This window comes from Carboxydocella sp. ULO1 (assembly GCF_002049255.1).
GTDB lineage: Bacteria > Bacillota.
In genome coordinates this window covers 1-330 of the sequence record NZ_BDLQ01000049.1, presented here as the reverse complement: position 1 = coordinate 330, position 330 = coordinate 1, and the positions used below count along the sequence as shown (strand labels likewise).

General features: G+C 38.2%; 1 protein-coding gene. It reads right to left on the bottom strand.

The features are described from left to right. Nucleotides 1-330, bottom strand: a 330-nt coding sequence (locus ULO1_RS07975; protein WP_200806948.1) for a transposase zinc-binding domain-containing protein, incomplete at both ends; no start/stop codon positions are given.

Sequence of the window (330 nt, the reverse complement as noted above, 5' to 3'; positions counted from 1 at the left end):
AAGTCCCTTCCAAAGGTATGTATTACTGCTATTGCCCCGACTTCATACCCTCTTTTCCTGCCTTTCTCACGATACCAATACTGAATTACTTCTGCTGCTTTATCACTCAGATCTTTTAGCCAATCCCGGTTACGGTAAAACATCACCCTTAATTCTTCTGGAACGGTAAGTACCATATGTCTGTGTCCTATTTCCAATATCCGTTCTGTTTGTTTTTCTACCCACTTTTCTATATAAACTTTTCCACATCGATTACAAAATCTACTCTTACATGTAAATGCTACTTTCTTTTTCTCGCTCCCGGTACAATTAGTACATATGTATTCTGCA